Source organism: Cloacibacillus sp. (assembly GCF_020860125.1).
Classification (GTDB): domain Bacteria; phylum Synergistota; class Synergistia; order Synergistales; family Synergistaceae; genus Cloacibacillus.
In genome coordinates this window covers 1-20,705 of record NZ_JAJBUX010000118.1, presented here as the reverse complement: position 1 = coordinate 20,705, position 20,705 = coordinate 1, and the positions used below count along the sequence as shown (strand labels likewise).

Below are 20,705 nucleotides of genomic sequence, written 5' to 3'. Positions count from 1 at the left end.
TGCCGCTGCCGCCGCTTGAGAAAAACCGCGCGCCGATAGTATAATCACAGGTGTAGGGACGGTAAAATCCAACATTTTACAACGGAGGGGATCTATATGGGCATCAAATTCGTCATCATCATCCAGTGTGACATCGCAAGGCTGAGATGCAGCGGTTTCGCCTGCACAAAGTGCTTCTACGACCGGGAGGGCTTCTTCAAAGACTGCGGCTACCCCCACGGAACGCGCTACATCGCCTTTACCTGCGGCGGATGCTGCGGCGGCAGCATCGCCTCGAAACTTGAGCACTTCTCAAACAAACTTGCGCGCCAGACCGACGTCAAAAAGGACGAGGTCGCCGTACACCTCTCCTCCTGCATGGTCACCGACAATTACCACCACGACCGCTGCCCGAACCTCGAATATATCAAGGGGATAGTCCGCAAAAAGGGCTATAAGAACATCGTCGACGGTACCTTCCGCAGCACCAACGCGACGGAAAAACGCGAAGCGGGAATATACAAAAATCACGAGCTTGAAACATTCTGCGGCGCGGAAGACTAAAGAACGGCATCACGCGGCCATTCCTTTTACGCGGGGGTGGCCGCCTTCGCCAGAACGGGCGGGGGCGAAAAGCCTTCGTGAAAGAGACTTCATGGTTACATATATGTAAATTATCACTTTTGCTGCACACCAAACGTTTGACAATTTCTAAAAAACCTGTAGAATGTCCACATATGGAAGGATGACTTCCATAAATATTTTTTAGGAGGTGGATGAATGAGCAATAAACTCGTTTATATCGGCGGCGTAGCCTACTGGATGTCGCCCGAAGGAAGCTTCACGGCGGCCGAGCTAAAAGACGGCGTCCCCGTAGAGCATATCGTATTCAAGGCAAGATAGTCAGTTCAACCAAAGCACCACGGTAACAAAAATGTTTCACATATACGCCTAAGGGCGTTTTGGCAAGCACAGGTTCAGGGTTTTCACACAGATATAAAACCGCTGAACCGGTGCCGTGGGCCGAAACCATCCAAATCATTCAATCAAAGGTCAAAAATAAAAACAAAACTGCAGCGTACAGGCTGCGGATTTGCCGTCTGCTCCCTCACGCGGGGTTCTATGCGCGCCGCGCGGCGGCAACGACTCCGGCTTACCTTTTATTTATTCTTTTAATATACGGTTGAACTATAAATTATTACTGGTTATTATTGACCGGTCGGGTCACGGCTATTTCATAAAAAGGAGAGACCCTTTTGCCAAAGAAAATGCTTTCCGACTCCCGCATGAAAAGATACGCCGGCTGCGGCGCGGAGGAGATTTTCCGCGCCATACCGACGACGCCCGCGGGACTGCCGCAGGAGCGGGTAGAGGCGATGCGCGCGAAATATGGCGAAAACAGGCTCTCCAGCAGAAAAAACGATACCTTTCCGCACCGGCTGCGGCGGGCCTTCGTCGATCCCTTCACGATGATCCTCTTCACGCTGGCGGTGATCTCTCTCGTCACCGATGTGCTGCTGGCCTCTAATTTTACAAGAAACATCACGACGTCTCTGATAATCTGCGTCATGATCCTCGTCAGCGGCGCCATCCGCCTCGTTCAGGAGACGAGGGCCAAGAGGGCCTCTGACCGTCTGGACCGCCTCATCCACGCAAACGTCACCGTCAAACGCGGCGGAATCCTCGTGGATATCCCCGCGGAAAGACTGGTGGTGGGAGACCTGGTGATGCTCTCCGCCGGCGGTCGGATACCGGCCGATCTGCGGCTGATAAAGACTATGGACCTCTTTGTCTCGCAGGCCGCCATCACCGGAGAGAGCGCGATCCTCGAAAAAGACAGCGCACCCTGTATCGACGCCGAACGGACGCCCTTCACAAGATTGAAGAACCTCGCCTTCATGGCCTCCTCCGTGATCAGCGGAAGGGGCGAGGGCGTCGTTATCGCGGTAGGGCGGGAAACACTCTACGGAAATTTCGTCAGACCTGACTCCAAGAATTCCGACGCCTTCCAAAAGGGAGAAAATTCCGTCGCCTGGGTGCTGATACGCTTTATGGCCGTTTTGGTCCCCGCCGTATTTCTGGTCTCAGGCGTCGCGCGCGGCAGCTGGCTGGAATCCTTCGCCTTCGCCCTCTCCGTCGCCGTCGGGCTGACGCCGGAGATGCTGCCGCTGGTGATCAACGCCTGCCTCGCGAGGGGCAGCCTCTCCATGTCGCGGAAGCGGGCCATCGTTAAAAACATCGACGCCATGCAGGTCTTGGGAAGCATGGACGTTCTCTGCATCGACAAGACAGGCACGCTGACGCAGGAAAGCATCCTGCTGGAATACTATCTTGATATCCTCGGCAACGAAAGCCCAGAGGCATTGGAGCTGGCCTATCTGAACAGTTTTCATCATTCCGGCCTCTCCAATCCCATCGACAGCGCGATACTGGCCTGCCGGACAATGCCCGACAGGGGCGGACGCCTTGCAGAGCTTGCCAAACTCTGCCGTAAAACTGACGAAATACCGTTTGACTACGAGCGCAAATTCGTCAGTACACTGGTAAGGACGTCGGAGAACAGCCACCTGCTGATTGTGAAGGGCGACATCCGGCGGGTATTTTCACGCTGCCGCTTCGCCGAATACCGGGGTGAGGCCATACCCATAGGGGAAAACGAGGAGGGCAGCGTCTCCGCTATTGTGGACGAGATGTTGGAAGAGGGCATGAAGGTGATCGCCGTGGCGAAAAAGGAGCTCGGCGCTCAGGAGACGCTCTCTCCCGCCGACGAAAATGATATGACCCTCGTGGGCTACCTCGTCTTTTTCGACGCGCCTAAGCGCTCCGCGGCCCAGTCCGTAGAGGATCTCAAACGGCTGCGCGTGACCCCGAAGGTCATGACCGGCGATAATTCGCAGACCGCCCTCTCCATCTGCCGCCGCGTGGGTCTGCCCGCTGCGGCCCTGCTGACGGGCGCGCAGATCGGCGGCCTCTCGGATGAAGAGCTGCGCGCGGCGGTGAAAGTAACTGATATCTTCGCCGAACTGACGCCGGGACAAAAGGTCAGTCTGCTGTCGGCGCTGCGGGATAACGGCCATACGACCGGCTTCTTAGGCGACGGCATGAACGATATCCCCGCCCTCAACGAGGCCGACGTGGGGATATCGGTGGACACCGCCGTGGACGCGGCGAAGGAGGCCGCCGACGTTATCCTGCTCGAAAAAGAGCTCAACATTCTCGGACAGGGCATCATGGAGGGACGCCGGACCTTCGTCAATATGCTCAAATACATCAAAATCACGGCGAGCTCCAACTTCGGCAATATCCTCTCCGTCGTCTGCGCCAGCGTGGCGCTTCCCTTCTTCCCGATGACGGCGATCCAGCTGCTGCTTTTGAACCTGCTTTACGATACGCTCTGCATCGTCCTGCCGTGGGACAGCGTCGACGCCGAGGATACGGAGGCCCCCCGCGAGTGGTCGGGAAAGACGCTGAGCGGCTTCATGCTCTCCTTCGGGCCGATCAGTTCGATTTTCGACATCATGACATTCCTCTTCCTCTACTTCATCCTCTGCCCGCGGCTGTGCGGCGGCCTGCTCTACACGCAGCTCGCTGACCCGGAGCTGAGGCTGCGCTACGCGGCGCTCTTCCAGACGGGGTGGTTCCTGGAATCCATGTGGACGCAGGTGCTGATCCTTCATATGCTGCGCACGAAAAAGATCCCCTTCCTGCAAAGCCGGGCCTCGGGCCCGGTCCTGCTGATCACGCTGCTGGGGATAGTCGTATTCACCGGTCTGACGATGACGCCGCTCGCGCATCCGCTGGGCTTGACGCGGCTGCCGCTTGAATATTTCGGCTTTCTGCTGCCGGTCGTCCTTCTCTATATGCTGCTGGTCAGTTTTATAAAACGGCTGTACATCAGGCGGCACGGGGAATTGATCTAGGAAGGGGGAATCCATACTTTGAAAAAGAACATCCACTTCATATCACTGGATTCCATTCTCGCCGAATGGCTCCGCGACAGGCTGGAACAGGAGCCGCCGCAGAGCGCCTACGCGAAGGGGCTGCTTGCCGGACTCCAAGAGCTTCTTAACGACGAGGCCTCGACACTGGTGCTCGGCGTCGCCGGCAGCAGGGGCAACCTATCGGATACCGCCGACGACGGTATTTACGCGGGAGAGCTTGCGATCCACCCGAAGAGCAGAAAGGTGCTGCGGCAGGGCAGGGAGATCAGCCTGACGCCGAAGGAATTCGACATCCTCTATTTCCTCGCGCAAAACCGCGGAGAGGTCTTTACCAAAGAACAGATCTACCGCGCCGTTTGGGACGGAGATTTTCTCCTCGCCGACAGCAACATCATGGCCTTTATACGCAAACTGAGAAAGAAGATCGAGCCGAATCCAGACGCGCCGGAATATATCCTCACCATCTGGGGGATCGGCTACAAATTCAACGACCAATTATAGACGGGGCGGGGCGGCGGAAACGATAACCGGCCCCGCCTCTATTTTCTTACCGAATCGCAAGAAAATCGCAAGATTTCAGCCATTGGATGGACTAACGTCGGCGGCTATACTGGCAGTACGACAGGGAAAGGAGCGCGTGGAGAACTACGCACACCCCTCCCCTTTGCGGCGTGCCGCCGCATACCAGCCAACAACGGAGAAGGGAGTGAAGCAGATGGAACCCGACAGTTTCGCAGGACAAAGTAAACAGGACCCAGGGCAAAGTCACCAACAGGCGAAACGCGGGCTGCCGCTTCACCGCCGTTAAACTCCGCCCTCATCCTGCTTCCCACCGCAAAAACAGCTGATCATACGCATCGCCCCGTTATGGGCAGGCTATGTCTGTCCATAACGGGGACGGCACCTCTGATGCGCGGACGAACCGCGCGAAATTAAAAATTCGGCCGTTCGCCGGTAATCAGCGAAACAGACGCGCCCGGTCAATGACAGGCGCTTCGTCAGGAGGTATGGAAAAAATGAAAAAGAAAAACATCACAGTACAGACCGCCGAGCAGGCGGCGCGCAGAGAGCAGATCAACGAGCGCCTCCGCTTCGCCGCTGGCGCGCCCATAAACGACGTTTTATGGAAATACCATTCTTCGTTCGGCGGCCTCTCAGAGGTACAGGTCGAGAAAAACCGCCAGCGCTACGGCGCCAACAGGGTGACGCGCAAAAGGAGAAAGTCACTGGCGCAGCGGCTGGCGGGAGCCTTTATCAATCCATTTACGGCGATCCTGCTCTGCCTTGCAGCGGTCTCCGCCGTGACCGACATCCTGATGCCGGTCATGCAGGATATGCCGGAAGAGGCTGACGTGCTCACAGTCGTCATCATTATGACGATGGTCGGCATTTCGGGCATCCTGCGTTTCGTGCAGGAATCGCACTCCGGCGACGCCGCGGAGAGGCTGCTTGCCATGATCACGGTCACCTGCACCGTCGACAGGCACGACTGGAAAAGACATGAGATACCGCTTGAGGACGCTGTGGCGGGCGACATCATCCGCCTCTCCGCCGGTGATATGGTGCCCGCGGACGCGAGGCTCATCGAGGCAAAGGACATCTTCATCAGCCAGTCCGCGCTGACGGGGGAGAGCGACCTGATCGAGAAGAGCGCCGAGGGCGGCCCCAAGACCGGCGACGCCGTCACTGACTACGGCAATATCGTCTTTATGGGCAGCAACGTCATCAGCGGCAGCGCCACGGCGGTGGTCGTCGCCGTGGGAGACGACACCCTCTTTGGCTCGATGGCCTCCGCCGTCGCGGAGGAGGCGGTGGAGACCAGCTTCTCCAAAGGCGTCAACTCCGTCTCCTGGGTGCTGATCCGCTTCATGATGGTCATGGTGCCGGTGGTCTTTTTCATCAACGGCTTTACCAAGGGCGACTGGGTACAGGCCTTCCTCTTCGCCATCTCCGTCGCCGTCGGGCTGACGCCGGAGATGCTGCCGATGATCGTCACCACCTGCCTCGCCAAAGGCGCCGTCTCCATGTCGAAGAAAAAGACGATCGTCAAGAACCTCAACTCCATTCAGAACTTCGGCGCGATCGACATACTCTGCACCGACAAGACGGGCACCCTGACGCAGGACCAGGTCGTTCTGGAATATCATATGAACGTCATGGGCGAGGAGGACGCCCGCGTGCTCCGCCACGCCTACCTGAACAGCTACTTCCAGTCCGGCTATAAAAACCTGATGGACCTGGCAATCATCAGAAAGACCGAGGAGGAGGAGGCGGAAAACCCCCGCCTTACGGACCTCTCCGACGCCTATGTGAAGGTTGACGAAGTTCCCTTTGACTTCACCCGCCGCCGCCTCTCCACCGTAGTCAGCGATAAGAACGGCAAGACGCAGATGGTGACGAAGGGCGCGGTCGAGGAGATGCTCTCGATCTGCGCCTACGTGGAATATGACGGCAAGATCGAGCCGCTGAGCGAATCCCTCAAGCAAAAGGTGCTGAAGACCGTCGACCGCCTCAACGCGGACGGCATGCGCGTCGTCGCCCTCGCGCAGAAGACCAGTCCCTCCCCCGTCGGCGCCTTCGGCGTCAAGGACGAGTGCGATATGGTGCTGCTGGGATATCTGGCCTTCCTCGATCCGCCGAAGGAGTCGGCGGAAGAGGCCATCAAAGCGCTCGGCGATCACAGGGTCACCGTCAAGATACTGACCGGCGACAACGAAAAGGTGGCCCGCTGCGTCTGCCGCCACGTCGGGCTCCCCGTTGAAAGAATACTTCTGGGCGGCGACATCGACCGCCTGGATGAGGAAAAACTCATCAAGGCCGCGGAAGAGACGGCGGTCTTCGCGAAACTCTCGCCGGAGCAGAAGGCGCGCGTCGTGAGCGCTCTGCGTAGCGGCGGCCACAGCGTGGGCTTCATGGGCGACGGCATCAACGACGCGGCGGCGATGAAATCCTCGGACATCGGGATATCAGTCGATACGGCGGTGGACATCGCCAAAGAATCGGTGGACATCATCCTGCTGGAAAAGGATCTCTCGGTACTTGAAGAGGGCATCATCGAGGGGCGCAAGACCTACGCGAACATGATCAAATATATCAAGATGACCGCCTCCTCGAACTTCGGCAACATGTTCTCCGTACTGGCGGCCTCGGCGCTGCTCCCCTTCCTGCCGATGATGAGCGTGCAGCTGATCTTCCTGAACCTGATCTACGACCTCTCCTGCACGGCGATCCCCTGGGACAACGTGGACAAAGAGTACCTCGCCGTTCCGAAGAAGTGGGACGCATCGTCGGTCGGCAGCTTCATGCTCTGGCTCGGGCCGACCAGCTCGATCTTTGACTGGACGACCTATGCGTTCATGTATTTCGTACTCTGCCCGCTCTTCGTCTCGCAGGGCATCCTCTTCAACGACCTGCCCGCCCATTTTTCCGGCGCGGAGCTGGCCGGGATCCAGGCGGCCTACATCACGCTCTTCCAGGCGGGGTGGTTTGTGGAATCCATGTGGAGCCAGACGTTGGTGATCCATATGATCCGCACGCCTAAGCTGCCCTTCATACAGAGCCACGCTTCGGCTCCGGTGACGCTGATCACCTTCACGGGCATCGTGGCGCTGACAATTATTCCCTTTACGCCATTCGGCGCGATGCTGGGATTTGTGCCGCTCCCCGCGATGTACTTCGCCTACCTGATCCCCTGCATACTGCTCTACATGGCGCTGGCGACCAGCATCAAAAAGGCCTACGTGCGGCATTACGGCGAACTGCTGTAGATAAAGGAGGAATATTCTATGAACTGGACCGCTATTTGGCTTGACCTATTCGGTAAAACAGAATGGCTCGGCGTAAACATCGGATTCTGGGCGTCCATGCTGATATGCGCCGCCGCGGTGGCGGGGATGAATCTACTTTTCTGGGGCATGAAACCCCTCGGCGGCAGGAGGGCGGGTGATACGTATGGAGAGAAAGAAAAAGCGCTTTGAGACCGTCTTCACGCAGCAAAACTACTGCGAGGAGATCCATGTGATCCTGGACACGAAGACAGGCGAACGCTATCTGTGGATAACCACCGATCACGGCATGGCCGTCGCCTCGATGGAAGAACGCGGAGAGCGCCTGCCGGAGCTGGAGGTCTACGACCACATCTTTTAGATTAGATCCGCGAAAAAACAGAGGGCGGAGCGGCGGTGAAAAATACCCGCCGCCCCGCCGTTATTTTTCATCTCCGCGGGCGTGGCTCCGTTAATATTTCACCAGGCCTCCCGCCGCTACAGCTACTCGGGGACCTCGCAGATCTCCCGCAGAATCAGCAGCGTATAGGTCCTGCCGACCTTACGGTATAAATAATCAATAAAATTTCCCAGATCGTCTTTATTGGCGATATGCACCTCAAGCATATAATCATACTCGCCGGAGACCATATAGAGATTAAAGACCTCGTCCCTGTTTTTCAGAAAGGAGGGCATATCTCCGATAAACTTATCGTCCTTTAACAAGATGAAGGCATGGATCGAATATCCGAATTTGCCCCAGTCGACCTTCGCGTTATAGGACAGGATGACGTTCTTCTCCTCCATTTTTTTCGTTCTCTCATAAACGGAAGATGAAGAAAGCGAGATCTTACTGCCCAACTGTTTATATGATATCCGACAGTCATTTTTCAGCTCATAGGCGATCCTGAAATCAATCTCATCCAAATCCGGCTTCACCATTCTTATCATCTCATCACTCCCAGTCTGTATGATTTCCGCGTACCTCGCTTCCCGTAAATTCTCAATAAGACAGGACAAATAGAAAAAACAGCGATAACTTCACTGGGTAATCACTGTTTGATAACATCCATAAGATACGCATATTTTAAATATTATATACTTAAAATTATCATCTTAATCAATTTTTTATTCTGTTTATATTCCTTAACTCGAAAATTATTACGCGGGCTGTCACTCTTTCAGTCCAAGATGCCTGCAGTAGAGCGAAGCCGCGATTATTGCCAGCATACCGCCGCATAATTTCCCGACCACCAGCGGGAAGACAAAGGAACGCTCAAACCCCGCCGTGAACCCCAGATGGTCGCCTATCGCATATGCGGCCGGCACGGCAAAGGCCATGTTGACAACGATGCCCCTTTTCGTCATTTTATTCAGCATCGGGATGACGGGGAAAAAGTTGGCCACCGTCGTAACGACGCCGATCATGGCAAGTTCGTCCACCCGCATTTTTATCGAAAGCATCGCGAGCTGGCGGCGAAAAATTTTTTTAATCAGGTGCAGCAGGGGAAATATTCCCGCCAGCACTATCCCTATCTGTCCCAGGATCACAAAGGCGTCCTCTATCGGAGCCATTCCAGCGATGACCTCGAGCCCCGTAAGCGCGCGCACCGTCGAGGCGGCGAAACCTAAGACGGCGACGAATAAGACCGCCCTCCCCAGGCAGATCACAACCTTGATCGTGCATGACTGCGCGTATACCAACGCCGCGGCGATCACCGCGGAGAGGGCCGTAACCGGCAGCAGATTATGCAGCAGCATCTCTTTGTCCAGCCCGGCGGCCAGCCCTGAGATGAGGGCGGCCGGGGGAATAGACATAAAACCGATCAGCAGCCCCAAGATCACATATTTTTGCCTTTCGCCGTCGGTCGCCGAGAGGACGAGCGGGATTATCCCCAGCGAGGCCCCCATCATCGACGCGACGATGAGACCGTTGAAGAGCCCCGCCTCCCGTAGAAGGCAGATATCCAAAGCGAGGGGGGCGCCGCCTGAGTCGCTGGGCAGGATCGCGGCGACAAACAGTGAAGGATCGGCGCCTATCGACAGCAGGGCCGGCGATACCAGAGGGCACAAAATACGGGCGACCACCGGAGAGATCATAATCATCCCGATCATTATCATCGCCAGCGGCCCCAGAGTATAAAAGCCTTCGTCGATCAGTCCCCCCAGACCGAAGCGGCCTCCGGCGATCTTATCCGCGCAGGCCAGGCAGATGAATACCGCCACCAGCGACATAACGATCGTATTTATATCCATCTTCATCCCCCCACATTATTGACGCCGACAATACGGCCGCCCGGCCGTTAATTATCCGGCAGGGCGGCTGGAGGCCCCCGGACCGGCGGCCCGGGGGCAGTTTATTCTTATCTCTCTTCTACCAAAAGGCTGTGCTTGAATACGATGCCGTATTTCGCAAGCGCGGGCATAAGGTAATTGTAGAAGGCGTCGTCCCCGGCCAGCGCCTCAGGAGCGTGGAAGCCAGGAGCCGTGATCATGCCGTTCGCGACCGCCCGCGCCGTCACCGAGCAGGCGTAGCCCGTGGTGCGCGCCATCGAGTGGAGCATCATCTTCTCGTCGAACTTATCTACCATGTCCCAGGTATTTGTCACATACTTGCCGTCCTTCGGCCCCTGAGCCACCACACGCATGACGGTGAGGTCCCTGTCCCCCTTCTCCGGCCTCAGCGTCCACAGCGGACGGAAGAGTTCCGTGGTAACGTTGAAGGGAATGACCTCTTTGCCGTCGACGACGACAGGTTCTCTGCTGAAACAGCCGGCGGCCTTCATGATGTTGATAGTGTCGACATAACCTGGCCAGCGCATCGTCTTTTCCGCGACAAACTTGCCCTTCACATTGACCGCCGCGGAGCGGAGGCCGTCGGTGAAGAAGGCCTCAAGCCTGCCTACTCCGGGGAAATCTATCTCTTCCAGGCCGCTGAGCGCCGGCGCCTCCGTAAGCTTGCCATCCTTGACATATTTCGCCGGCGCGCAATATTCATTCATCGTATCCTCAAGGCAGAAGACCGTGCGGTAATTGAAGGGCGGGTCCAGCTTGTCGGGGATGCCGCCCACGTAGATACAGCCAAAGTCAAGTTCATCCACCATCGCGCCGCCGCGGGCGACAAGATAGTTTGACATTCCGGGGGCGATTCCCATATCAAAGACCGCCACCGAACCGCTCTTTTTCGCAAGCTCGTCCATCCCTTCGCTGTGCAGGAATCCGCTTGGGCTGACATAGTTTTTCCCCATCTCGAGGATCTGCCTCTGAGATGCGCCTTCAAGGTGGCTCGGCAGAAGCCCGCAGACGATGTCCGCATCTTTTGCCGCCTCGGCGAGAGCCGCCGCGTCGTCCGCCGGTTTTTGAATCTTTTTGATATCGTTCCTATCCGCCAGAGTAGCCAGCGCCTTTTCAAAGGGATCCATTACAGTTACGGAAAAATCCTCCGCCAGATCAAGCGCTACCGTCTTACCAATCAGGCCGCAGCCTAACACCAATGCTTTTTTCATAATTATCTTTCCTTTTTATTGAATTGAACTGACCGCCTCTGTAACCTGCCGTCAGATCTGATAACTAATCGACTTTGACCTTGCAGTACTCGTCCAGGCCAAAGAGCTTTCCCGGTCCCTCATAGTCTTTCAGTATCGCCACGAATGTCTTTGAGAGCAGCAGCAGCACTACAAGGTTCACGTAAGTCGGTACCGAAGATGAGATGTCGACGATCAGCCACGCGTAGGATACGTTGGTGTTCAGCACGTCGATCATATAAGCCATCAGCAGGCCAAAGAAGGGCGTTGTGATCCTCAGTATCCGCAGCGCGGTCCTTCTCATCGGCGTGCTGTTTCTAAAGACATATTCCAATATCGAGTGGAAGTAGGAATACCACCCCGTGACCGTCGTCCATGAAAAGAGGAAGAGCGATATCGCGATGAAATAGGCGGTGAATCTCTTTCCCAGGCCATGCGAGAAGGCGTTTATCGTGAGCGTCGACCCCGAGACGCCGGAGTTCCACTCGCCCGTCAGGACGATGACCATGCCCGTGATCGTACAGATGACGATCGTATCGATGAAAACCTCCATGACTCCCCACATGCCCTGTTCGATGGGATGCCTTTGATCCGCCGTGGCGTGCACCATCGGGCTGGTCCCCCAGCCAGCCTCATTGCTAAAGAGGCCACGAGCAATGCCCGTACGGGCGATCAGCATAAAGGAGGCTCCCGCGAAACCGCCCACCGCTGCCATCGGTGTGAAGGCGGACTTCACTATCAGAGCAATCGCGGCGGGGATATGGGTGATGTTTATCAGAATGATGTAAGCGCCGAAGACGATATATAGTACGGACATCAGCGGCATCATAAACGAGGCGAAACCGATGACCCGGCGGAGGCCGCCCCATATTACCAGCGCGCACATCAGGCAGAAGAATGCCGAAAGATAGATGATCCTCAGCCCCGTCACCTCATGCAGAGACTCGCCGACCGTATAGGCCTCGGGGGCGAGGACAAGCTGCATGAATATCCCCACGGTAAACAGAAGCGAAAAGATGCCCCAAAACTTGAATTTACTTCCCAGTCCCCTTTCGATATAAAAGAGCGGGCCGCCGGTCTTTCTGCCGTCAGAGTCCAGCTTTCTGTAATAGACGGCCAGCGTGACCTCCACCATCTTCGTCATCATGCCCACAAGCGCCGTCATCCACATCCAGAAGAGGACGCCCGGGCCGCCAAGCGCGATGGCGCTCGCCACGCCGCCGATATTGCCGGAGCCGATACTACCGGCGATCGCGACACAGGCGGCCTGGTATGGAGTGACCTTTGTCTTATCGGCCGGCAGCAGTTCGCCACTTTTCCCGGGTAAAAAACAGAAGCGGAATGAATCAAAGAAATGGCGTATCTGCCAGAATTTAGTTATGAGACTAAAATAAATTCCAGTTCCTAAAAGACCGATAAGTAAAGTCGGTCCCCATAATATGCCGACAATATAATCTAAAAATTGCTCCATAGAACTATCACTCCCCCTTATAATCTATTCAGCGCTGAATGATAGTATCTTATATTAAAAAAGCAAATATATAATAAATATTATTTCATAAATTGCCTGATATACGGACAACCGTCTGAAAAAAGTGACTTTTCCAAATTTTATTTTGCCGGCATACTACAGATACATATTTGAAGAGGAATATTTGCTTTTTGTCGCAAAAATCCCTCTTTAGAGGTACAAAAAGAGGTCATGGTATGGATGTTTTTATATCTGCCGAAGGATATTCCCACCGGCGGTCAGTTAAATAAAAAACAGAGGCGGAAGCCTATTTAACGCGCAGGCTCCGCCTCTGTTTTACTTACCTTTCGTACTATCTATCGGACAAAAACGCTCAGCTCCGACGCCCTCTTCTGACCAGCGCCAGCGGGATCAGCAGTACGAGCGCCGCGGCGCCAAGGCCGGCGGCGCAGCCTCCGCCGCTGCCGCCGCCCGAGGGCGCTGGCGTTGGAGCGGCGGATTCCCGCACGTCGGCGACCGTTATTTCAGCCGTGGAGAAGAACTCGTTGAGATCGCTGACGCTGAAGGAGAGCGACCCCGCCGAATATTTTGCGGGGAAGGCGACGAAACCGGAGCCGTCTTTTTTCGGGATGATGACATAGGGTTCTCCCACAAAGCTAAGCGGCGTTGAGAAGGGCACGGTGAACGAGGCCGCGCCGCCGGTGTTCCCGTGGCTGACAGTCAGCGCAAAGACGCCCTTGAGCGTGACGTTTTTGTCCGCGGCGATACCCTCGACGCTCTCATCTTTCAGCTCCGCGATCACCGTCTGCTGAACCTTCGTGTTATCCTCGGCGGAGACCTCCTCCGCGGCAGCCATAACTCCCTCGGGAGCCTCGACGGTCACCGGGCCGGAGGGCTCCAATGCCGTATCGGTGGGATTATGCTGCCGTTCGCCGAAGGCTTTGAGGCAGATGCTGGCGGTTCCGACTCCGCCCGCGTCAATGATATCCTGAAAATTCACGCCGTCACCCGAGACCCAGCCCTCGCCGGGGTTCGCCGAAGCCTCTTCGGAGTAATCCTCCAGCCGGTATTCGACGGGAACGGGGTATGGATAACCGCCATCTTTTGTCGTCGCCTTTACGACGACGGAAAACCTCGTCCCGTTTGCGACGTCGACAGGCGTTTTCAGCGCCACGGTGTTATACCCCGGCAGCAGGCCGTCGGCGGAGACCGTTGAGGCAAGGCTGCCGCTGACGGGCGAGTTGGCGCCGCAGTTCTGATAGATCTTTATTTCGTAACCGTTACCCGGTTCGGGAACGTAGAAGGCAACGGAGGATATCCGGTCGTCGGCCGCCGCCGTGAAGAGGTTCGCAAAATACTGGACCGGCTCCGTAGAACCAGCTTTATAGAAGCTGTACCACGTTATGGGGCCCAGCGGGTCATACTGATAGACGCGCTCGCCGGAGCGCGCGGCGGAGGTGTCGTATATGACGCCGTCGCAGAGAGTTCCCTCTTCGTAGGAGACGTAGAAATAGCCTCCGTCTCCTCCCCAGTCGGCGCCCCAGCTGTTGCGGATTATCCAGGCGCCGTCCTCCTGCGGCTGATTACCCGCCGCGAAGTTTTCCTTCGAGTAGTTATCGTCCCAGCCGACGATCGTCACCGCATGATTGGTGACAAAGTTTACTGCGGAGCCGTCGATATCATTATCGCCATATTGTAAGCCGGTGTAATAAGATAAATCTTCATCGGAAAAGACGTCTTTGGAGATGATCTGCTGTGATTCGTCGTTGTCTCTGAACTGATATATGCCGACGGAGGCGGCTCCGTATTCCATCACCGCGCCCTTTATCATATCGCGCCGCCCCTCCGAGAGCGGCACCTCACGGACTTCGTCGCTGCCGAGGTAGAAGGCGTTATTGAGCTTGTAACGCCGCGGAGCTGCCGCCGGCGCGTATACCGCGCCCACCGTGAGCGGCGCGGGGGCCTCGGCGGCGTAAAGCGAGCCGGTGCCGCGTCCCAGCAGCGCCACCGCGCGCCAGTCGTCGCCGCCGGCGTTGTAGTAGGGCTGTCCGCTGGCATTTGTGAAGGGAACGAAGCCGCTGCCGGAGTTGTAGGCGTAGTAGGTAATATACCAGACCGAGAGCGCGATGTCAGAGGAGGAGGCAAGCCCCTGTTTGATCAAATTGGACTCCGTCGCCGCCATCGCGCTGTATGTCCAGCAGTTGCCGAAGGGATCCTGATTTCTTACGGCGGGCATCGAGGGGCGGAGGTCGTATGTCGCGGGCAGCTGGTCCGCGGCGCGCGCGGCACGGGCTGCCGAGCCGCCGCGCGGGGCGCCGACAGGGTATACGACGCCGCGGAGATGCGACCAGTTAAGCGGCGAGGGCGCATAGCCAAAGTCCGACGCGCGCGTCGCTCCACTTATATTCTTTTTCACGGCGCCCACGTTCTTCGCGCCGCCGTCATGCTTCACGACATATTCGGTGAAGGCCGGATTGAGCGGCGCGACGGCCGCGAAGGCGGGGAGCGCCGCAAGTATCGCCGCACAGAGAAGCGGGGCCAGTATCCTTATCTTTTTGTTCATTTGGTCAGTCATCATCCTTTCCTGTAAATGGCAGCTGTAATCGCAAAGCAAGCCCGGCAGACACGAAGCTACCCGCTGCCGGTGCGCCCGCACAATTAAGGGTGCAACGGCATATTTCTTCGCACAGGCAAAGCACCTGCGCAGCACACCAACTTCGTTGGGGATTGTGCAGCGGCCACGGCGTATTCGCCTCCGGCTGCCGTCCGCCAATATTCCGGAGTCACGCCGCCAGCTTTCCGAGCCATACTCTCTCAATTATCTATAAATTTACTATATGTAAGTTCATAAGATAAACGTAAATTTTACAGTTATTATTGCCGCCATTACGTAGGGAAATTACGCGGCCATAGAAAAGGAGAGAAGAAACCCTAAGGCTCCTTCTCTTTTGTGTGCCTCGGTACAGCTATGGCGGATATGCGCCGCCTGGGCGGCGGCTTGATAATCGTTTTTACATACTTGGCAGCTTGGTTATAATCGAGGCGATCATCTTCATCGCGCAGTTATAATCCTCTAAATAGATATTCTCATTGGGAGCGTGCTCTCTGCTGTCCTCGTTCATGACGCCTATCATTATGCAGGGGATATCCAGCCTGCCGCATACGGAACAGACGCCGCTGCTGCCCCAGTCGTTGAGGACGATGTTGGGCTCCATTCCGTATATCTCCCTTGCGGATGCGGCCGCGGCTCTCATGAGTGTGGATTCGCAGCTGGTGCGGAATGGCTCGTATGAGGATTTTAATTTTATCTCTATATCTTTGAACCCCTTCGCGTCAAGGTGCTCCCGGATCTTTTTCAGGGTCCTTTCCGGGGTTTGCCCCGCCGCCAGCCGAAGGTCGAGAAAGGCGGAGGCCGCCCCCGGCAGCACCGTCTTCGTATCCGCGTCGTTCGACGGGCCTCTGAAACCGTTTATGTTGATCGTCGGCGAGTTGACCAGCCGTTCTTTCAGGGAATTTCCCCTCTCGCCGTTCAAAAATGAACCGATGCCGTATGATTTGAGCGAGGCCTGCTCGTCGAAGCTCATATCGTGGATTATCTTCCGCTCTTTATCTGAAAGCGGGATGATATCGTCGGTATATCCGTCGATGAGGATCTCCTCTTTTTCGTTTTTCATCGAGGCGAGCGCCCACACGAGACGCCAAAAGGGGTTGGCGACGATAGCCGCGTTCGCCGAATGTAAATCTCTGCCGGCGGTCCGGCATGATAGCTCTATCTTGCAGATGCCCTTTACTCCGAGGGTGATATGAGGACGCCCCCGTTCGAGATCGCGGCTGCCGCCCTCCCAAAAGAATCCGTCGCACTTCAGCAGTCCGCCGTTGGCGCGCACAAAATCGTCAAGATGAGGGCTTCCGATCTCCTCCTCGCCGTCGTAGAAAAATTTCAGGTTCACGGGAAGTTTGCCGTACACCTGTTTACAGGCGTGCACCGCGCAGATACGGGAAAACATGCTGCCTTTGTTGTCTGCCACGCCCCGCCCCCACAGCCTGCCGTCACGGACGACGGGTTCGAAGGGGGATGACTTCCATTCCTCCAGCGGCTCGGCCGGCATGACGTCATAGTGGTTATAAAAGGCCAGCGTATCCTTCGCCCCCTCGTCAAGGTGGGCATATATGTACGGCGAGCCACCGGTCTCTATCATCTCGGCCTTCAGTCCAAGCTTGTATTCAAGAAAACGGGCGCAGAGGGAGGCCATCTCGCCCATGCCGGCGTTGTACATAGAGACGCTCGGCTGGCGCACCGCCTCCATGAGCCAGCCGAGATAAAGCTCCATATTCTCGTCTATATATCTGTATACCGCCGTCACATCATGATCATTCATGCTCCGCGCCTCCGGTCTAAGAAAGGACGAGCATCGATTTGGGCAGCTTGTTCAGCACGACGGCGGTGCCGTCGTATCCCACCGCGACCAGGTTTTCTATTCTGACGCCGAACTTCCCCGGCAGGTATATCCCCGGCTCTATGCTGAAGACATTGCCGGGACGGAGGATATGTTTATTAAACGCTTTGATGAACGGCGTCTCATGGACCGATATCCCTACGCCGTGGCCGACCCGGTAGGGAAAATAATCGCCGTAACCTGCCTCTTCGATTATTTTACGCACGACACGGTCCACCTCTCCGGCGCTGACTCCGGCATGTACGGCCTTTTCTCCGGCCGTCTGCGCCTCAAGGACTATCCCATAAATCTTTTTTTCCTCTTCCGACGGTTCGCCGACAAAGAAGGTCCTCGTCATATCCGAAAAATAGCTGCCATATCTGCCGGCAAAATCGATGAGCACGACGTCCCTCTCACCTATCACCCGTTCGCCGCCGTTATAGTGCGGCAGCGCCGCGTTGGGGCCGGAGGCCACGATGTGGCTGATATGCCGGCATACGCCCTTTCCCAGGTCGTTATGTATTTCGGTAAGTTTTCCCTCGATCCAGCGTTCCGTCACTCCCGGACGTATGTATTTCACGACCTCCGCCAGGGTGTCGTCCGCGACCTTGGCCGCCTTTCCCATAAGGGATATCTCTTCCTCCGTTTTGACGCTGCGCAGCGGGCTAATAAGTTCTTCCCCGTCACAGCAGACGATCCCGTCCATCGCGGCGGATATTTTGAGCATGTCCACCGCCCTCACGGCGTCGTTGAAGGCGATCTTTCCCGATTCCAGGCCGACCTTTCTACAGCCGTTGATAAAGGCTCCGACAAAGCCCTCGTGGTCTTCCCACACCTCGCAGAGAGAGGGATCGCCGGCGATGCCGCACATCTCTTCCAGGTAGAGCTTCGGCGTCATAAAGAAAAAGCGGCCCTTGTCCGTCACCAGCAGCCCTTTGAAGCGCTCGTCCGGAAGGCAGTCCAAGCCGCATATATATTCAAGATCGGGAGACGGCGCGATAAAGACCGCCTCATAGCCCGCCTCTTTCAGCAGCGGGACCAGCTGTTCCATCTTTTCAAAAACCGCCATCGCTGTCACTCCCTCGTTAAAAAATAAAACGGAGCCGCCTCTCCATCCCTCAACGGCTCCGTCCGGCACAAAGATTTACTTTATTTTACGATATTTTTCCGGCACCTTTATATCCGCCACACCCATGAAACCCTTGCCAAAGATATAGGTATCCTGGTAAATGAGCATCAGGTTCTTGCTCGTCACACCGGTCCCCAGGTCGGTATAATAATTGCCGTTCCACTTTGACCCCGGCGTCGCGCGGTCAAAGCAGGTGAGGAAATCCTTCTTGCTTGACAGCTTCATCTTCTTCTCGACGACGTTTATGCCGAAGTCTACCAGCGCCAGCGTATTCGCGTAACCGTAGGAATAGGCCCAGGTGCCCATTCTGCCGCTTCCACCGGCCTTGATCACCGCATCCTCCACCTTCTTCAGGATCGCGGGCCAGTTCCCCGTCTCCTTTGATAGGTCGATGCTGAAGGCCGCCGGATAACCGACCAGCGGCGACGGGCTGTCCGCCTCGATATACATGCCGCCGTACCGTGCGAGCTGCCTCAGCAGCGGCTCATGGAGAGAATAGTTCGTCGTAAAGAATACCGTCTTCTCTCCGTACTTCTTTATCCACGCCGGCACCTTCTCGATCATGAACTGCTGCGCGCCCACCACGCCGACATCGCTCGTCGGGTCCGGCGCGGTCTCGTAGGAGAACTTTAACCCCAGGTCCTGGCAGGCGGCCTTGATTATGGCGACCCGGCGCGCGATGCTCTCATAACTCATATGCCTCGGGAACGAAATATGCACGAAGGTGTTCGCGCCCATCTGCTTCGCCGTGTAGGCGAGAAGATAACCCTTATCGATGAAGTCTATCGTCGTCGCCATATCCGCCGCCGAAGTTATCACGTTCGGGTCCTCGTGGGCCTCGCCGACAAGACAGATTATATCGGGGCGCTTCTGCTTCACCCGCCGGATACCCTCCGTAGTGCCGGGGATACCCTGGTTGATGACGATGACCTTCAGCAGCGGATCGTCGGCCAGCCCCGCTATCTGGGATATCGTCGTCTCCATCTCCGACATAAAATTATCAGGATAGGTTACATGCCGGATCATACCGCCGTTGGATACGTCGCCATATTTTTTCAGGCAGTACTCGGCGCCGCGTATTTCATCCTCGCTTTGGGAAAGGGTACCGGTGACGATCCCGACATGGAACGCCGGAGCGGCGCAGGCCGCGCCGCCCAATAAAAGCGCCGCCGTCGCCGCGAGACCAACTTTCAGATACTTAAACATCTTCATCCCTCCATTTTCACATTACATTTCAGCGATTCAAGTGATTTTATGACTAATTTTCTACCGCGTTATTAAAGACGAAGGACTCGCCAAGGTTTTGTTCCTTTACCTTCTCATAGATCATCGTGGCGACAGCGATATCCATCGCGCCGGTCCCGATCGGGATGCAGACTATCTTTTCATCCGGTGAGATACGGTATTCCTTTTTACCGCATACCAGCTCACTGATGGTGGCGCTGATATTATCTTCCTTGAATCTCCCCTCGTCCACGACGCTCTTCAGCGCCCCTCTGTGCATCGTCTGGCCGACGGAGTCCACGATCACATGGTCGGCTCCCAGAAGAAGTTCGTCCTCGCATTCGGTGAATGAACCCATCGGGAAGATGATTTGTCCCTTTTTGAACCATTCGTTCTTGATAAACTTATTTTTGCCATGCGTCACGGAAACGACAATATCCGTGACCTCCATGACATCTTTGGGATCTTCTTTTATGATAAATTTCGTGTCGACCACCCTCGACATCTCCTCGACAAAGGCTTTCGCCGCCTGGGGATTTATATCGTAGAGGTGGACCTCCTCTATCTCAAAAACCTCGTTGAAGGCCATCAGCTGGGTACGGCCCTGCACACCGGCGCCGAAAAGGCCGAATTTTATCTTTTTCTTGTCCTCGATATACTTCGCGGCGACGGCGGCCTGAGCCCCGGTCCTGTAATTCGTTATCTGAGCGCCGTCCATCACGCAGCGGAATATTCCCGTGGCGGGGTCGAAGAGCAAAATCAGCGCAATGATATAGGGCAGCCCCCACTGCGGGTTGTTCAGCGAACCGCCGACGCACTTGATGCCCGCGCTCTTTTTGCTGTGGATATACGCCGGCATCGCGTTCAGGCCGTTCTTATAGGGCGGCCACTCCGCGTCCTCGCCAAGTTCGAGAGTGATTTTCGTCGGACAGACGACCTCGCCGTTGCCCCAGTCGCGAAACGCCTCTTCACAGGCGGTTACCGCGTCCTTCATCGTCAGTAGATTCTCAACGATCTCCGCATTGATCAATTTACATGGCATTAAGATTACCTCCCTGCTTTTTTAACCAGCCGTAGTATCTATAGGATTATCCTACATTTAATAAAAACCTAGACTTCATTATATCATTGTGTTTCTTCGTGTCAATTAAATTATCTATAATTTATTTTTTCTTGAAAAATACGGAGAAAATAATAAAGAATTAGCCTCATTTGCAGAGTTTAATTATATATATAG

Annotated in this window: 16 protein-coding genes; 7 read left to right on the top strand and 9 right to left on the bottom strand. The window is 55.9% G+C overall.

Annotation, left to right across the window (positions count from 1 at the left end; genetic code table 11):
• Nucleotides 1–96 precede the first annotated feature (96 nt).
• From LIO98_RS14370 to LIO98_RS14340, 7 genes are all read left to right on the top strand, one after another.
• The gene (locus tag LIO98_RS14370) at nucleotides 97–543 is read left to right on the top strand and encodes a CGGC domain-containing protein (RefSeq protein WP_291958716.1); all 447 of its coding nucleotides are present in this window, start codon (nucleotides 97–99) and stop codon (nucleotides 541–543) included.
• Between the two features lie 216 nt (nucleotides 544–759).
• Complete coding sequence (locus LIO98_RS14365) at nucleotides 760–882, top strand: hypothetical protein (RefSeq protein ID WP_291958713.1); 123 nt, start codon at nucleotides 760–762, stop codon at nucleotides 880–882.
• 353 nt (nucleotides 883–1,235) lie between these two features.
• The gene (gene mgtA / locus LIO98_RS14360) at nucleotides 1,236–3,899 is read left to right on the top strand and encodes a magnesium-translocating P-type ATPase (RefSeq protein ID WP_291958710.1); all 2,664 of its coding nucleotides are present in this window, start codon (nucleotides 1,236–1,238) and stop codon (nucleotides 3,897–3,899) included.
• 18 nt (nucleotides 3,900–3,917) lie between these two features.
• Nucleotides 3,918–4,421: a winged helix-turn-helix domain-containing protein gene (locus LIO98_RS14355; RefSeq protein ID WP_291958707.1), complete on the top strand. Its 504-nt coding sequence runs from the start codon at nucleotides 3,918–3,920 to the stop codon at nucleotides 4,419–4,421.
• A 515-nt stretch (nucleotides 4,422–4,936) separates the two neighbouring features.
• Nucleotides 4,937–7,687, top strand: a complete 2,751-nt coding sequence (mgtA, locus tag LIO98_RS14350; protein ID WP_291958703.1) for a magnesium-translocating P-type ATPase — start codon at nucleotides 4,937–4,939, stop codon at nucleotides 7,685–7,687.
• A gap of 18 nt (nucleotides 7,688–7,705) precedes the next feature.
• Nucleotides 7,706–7,897 carry a hypothetical protein gene (locus tag LIO98_RS14345; protein WP_291958700.1) on the top strand — a complete coding sequence of 64 codons (192 nt, stop codon included), beginning with the start codon at nucleotides 7,706–7,708 and terminating at the stop codon, nucleotides 7,895–7,897.
• Entirely contained in the window at nucleotides 7,872–8,066 is a 195-nt protein-coding gene (locus LIO98_RS14340) for a hypothetical protein (protein ID WP_291958697.1), read from the top strand. Before LIO98_RS14345 ends, LIO98_RS14340 begins: the two co-directional genes overlap by 26 nt.
• 122 nt (nucleotides 8,067–8,188) lie before the next feature.
• Here LIO98_RS14340 and LIO98_RS14335 read toward each other — a convergent pair whose 3' ends face one another.
• The 9 genes from LIO98_RS14335 to LIO98_RS14295 form a co-directional block, all read right to left on the bottom strand.
• Entirely contained in the window at nucleotides 8,189–8,635 is a 447-nt protein-coding gene (locus LIO98_RS14335) for an Lrp/AsnC family transcriptional regulator (protein ID WP_291958695.1), read from the bottom strand.
• 222 nt (nucleotides 8,636–8,857) lie between these two features.
• Nucleotides 8,858–9,940 (bottom strand): ethanolamine utilization protein EutH, encoded by a 1,083-nt coding sequence (gene eutH / locus LIO98_RS14330; RefSeq protein ID WP_291958692.1) that lies wholly within the window; start codon nucleotides 9,938–9,940, stop codon nucleotides 8,858–8,860.
• Nucleotides 9,941–10,047: 107 nt separating this feature from the next.
• The gene (locus LIO98_RS14325) at nucleotides 10,048–11,190 is read right to left on the bottom strand and encodes a saccharopine dehydrogenase C-terminal domain-containing protein (RefSeq protein WP_291958689.1); all 1,143 of its coding nucleotides are present in this window, start codon (nucleotides 11,188–11,190) and stop codon (nucleotides 10,048–10,050) included.
• Nucleotides 11,191–11,254: 64 nt separating this feature from the next.
• Nucleotides 11,255–12,679: an amino acid carrier protein gene (locus LIO98_RS14320; RefSeq protein ID WP_291958687.1), complete on the bottom strand. Its 1,425-nt coding sequence runs from the start codon at nucleotides 12,677–12,679 to the stop codon at nucleotides 11,255–11,257.
• A 373-nt stretch (nucleotides 12,680–13,052) separates the two neighbouring features.
• The gene (locus tag LIO98_RS14315; RefSeq protein ID WP_291958684.1) at nucleotides 13,053–15,257 is read right to left on the bottom strand and encodes a lectin like domain-containing protein; all 2,205 of its coding nucleotides are present in this window, start codon (nucleotides 15,255–15,257) and stop codon (nucleotides 13,053–13,055) included.
• A 433-nt stretch (nucleotides 15,258–15,690) separates the two neighbouring features.
• Complete coding sequence (locus LIO98_RS14310; RefSeq protein ID WP_291958681.1) at nucleotides 15,691–17,058, bottom strand: M20/M25/M40 family metallo-hydrolase; 1,368 nt, start codon at nucleotides 17,056–17,058, stop codon at nucleotides 15,691–15,693.
• Between the two features lie 16 nt (nucleotides 17,059–17,074).
• Nucleotides 17,075–18,184 carry a Xaa-Pro peptidase family protein gene (locus LIO98_RS14305; RefSeq protein ID WP_291958679.1) on the bottom strand — a complete coding sequence of 370 codons (1,110 nt, stop codon included), beginning with the start codon at nucleotides 18,182–18,184 and terminating at the stop codon, nucleotides 17,075–17,077.
• A 75-nt stretch (nucleotides 18,185–18,259) separates the two neighbouring features.
• Nucleotides 18,260–19,450, bottom strand: coding sequence for a DUF3798 domain-containing protein (locus LIO98_RS14300; RefSeq protein WP_291958676.1), 1,191 nt, complete (start codon nucleotides 19,448–19,450; stop codon nucleotides 18,260–18,262).
• A 52-nt stretch (nucleotides 19,451–19,502) separates the two neighbouring features.
• The gene (locus tag LIO98_RS14295) at nucleotides 19,503–20,510 is read right to left on the bottom strand and encodes an ornithine cyclodeaminase family protein (protein ID WP_291958672.1); all 1,008 of its coding nucleotides are present in this window, start codon (nucleotides 20,508–20,510) and stop codon (nucleotides 19,503–19,505) included.
• Nucleotides 20,511–20,705 lie beyond the last annotated feature (195 nt).

Coding starts and splice junctions, on each gene's coding strand:
- LIO98_RS14370 (WP_291958716.1), top strand. CDS start 97: ATGGGCATCAAATTCGTCATCATCATCCAGTGTGACATCGCAAGGCTG.
- LIO98_RS14365 (WP_291958713.1), top strand. CDS start 760: ATGAGCAATAAACTCGTTTATATCGGCGGCGTAGCCTACTGGATGTCG.
- mgtA (WP_291958703.1), top strand. CDS start 4,937: ATGAAAAAGAAAAACATCACAGTACAGACCGCCGAGCAGGCGGCGCGC.
- LIO98_RS14345 (WP_291958700.1), top strand. CDS start 7,706: ATGAACTGGACCGCTATTTGGCTTGACCTATTCGGTAAAACAGAATGG.
- LIO98_RS14340 (WP_291958697.1), top strand. CDS start 7,872: ATGGAGAGAAAGAAAAAGCGCTTTGAGACCGTCTTCACGCAGCAAAAC.
- LIO98_RS14335 (WP_291958695.1), bottom strand. CDS start 8,635: ATGATAAGAATGGTGAAGCCGGATTTGGATGAGATTGATTTCAGGATC.
- eutH (WP_291958692.1), bottom strand. CDS start 9,940: ATGGATATAAATACGATCGTTATGTCGCTGGTGGCGGTATTCATCTGC.
- LIO98_RS14325 (WP_291958689.1), bottom strand. CDS start 11,190: ATGAAAAAAGCATTGGTGTTAGGCTGCGGCCTGATTGGTAAGACGGTA.
- LIO98_RS14320 (WP_291958687.1), bottom strand. CDS start 12,679: ATGGAGCAATTTTTAGATTATATTGTCGGCATATTATGGGGACCGACT.
- LIO98_RS14315 (WP_291958684.1), bottom strand. CDS start 15,257: ATGATGACTGACCAAATGAACAAAAAGATAAGGATACTGGCCCCGCTT.
- LIO98_RS14310 (WP_291958681.1), bottom strand. CDS start 17,058: ATGAATGATCATGATGTGACGGCGGTATACAGATATATAGACGAGAAT.
- LIO98_RS14305 (WP_291958679.1), bottom strand. CDS start 18,184: ATGGCGGTTTTTGAAAAGATGGAACAGCTGGTCCCGCTGCTGAAAGAG.
- LIO98_RS14300 (WP_291958676.1), bottom strand. CDS start 19,450: ATGTTTAAGTATCTGAAAGTTGGTCTCGCGGCGACGGCGGCGCTTTTA.
- LIO98_RS14295 (WP_291958672.1), bottom strand. CDS start 20,510: ATGCCATGTAAATTGATCAATGCGGAGATCGTTGAGAATCTACTGACG.